The following is a 236-nucleotide window of genomic DNA, read 5'->3' as shown; positions in this document are numbered from 1 at the left end:
TCATTTCCAATGACTACCAGTCAGTAAATATCGGCAGCGGCTTGTCGCTGGGGGCATTCGGGGCCTTTTCCGCGGATGTGACCTCGGCCATTGCCAGCCTGAACGCGAAAAACAATACGGGAAACTCCTACCGGCTGCGTTACTCGAAAAGCATGCTCGCCACGGGCACCACCTTTGATTTAACCGCCCTGCGCTACTCCACAAAGAATTTTTATACGTTTAATGAATTTAATAAT

Annotated in this window: 1 protein-coding gene; it reads left to right on the top strand. The window is 49.6% G+C overall.

All coding sequences use genetic code 11. From position 1 onward, the window contains the following. The coding region (locus tag Q1A40_RS23075) for a fimbria/pilus outer membrane usher protein (protein WP_300006110.1) at window positions 1-236 on the top strand (236 nt) is incomplete at both ends.

Origin of the sequence: uncultured Cedecea sp., assembly GCF_947498825.1 — a bacterium.
Lineage (GTDB): Bacteria > Pseudomonadota > Gammaproteobacteria > Enterobacterales > Enterobacteriaceae > JGM124.
The sequence above is the reverse complement of the archived record's forward strand: the minus strand, read 5'-3'. Positions and strand labels throughout refer to the sequence as shown.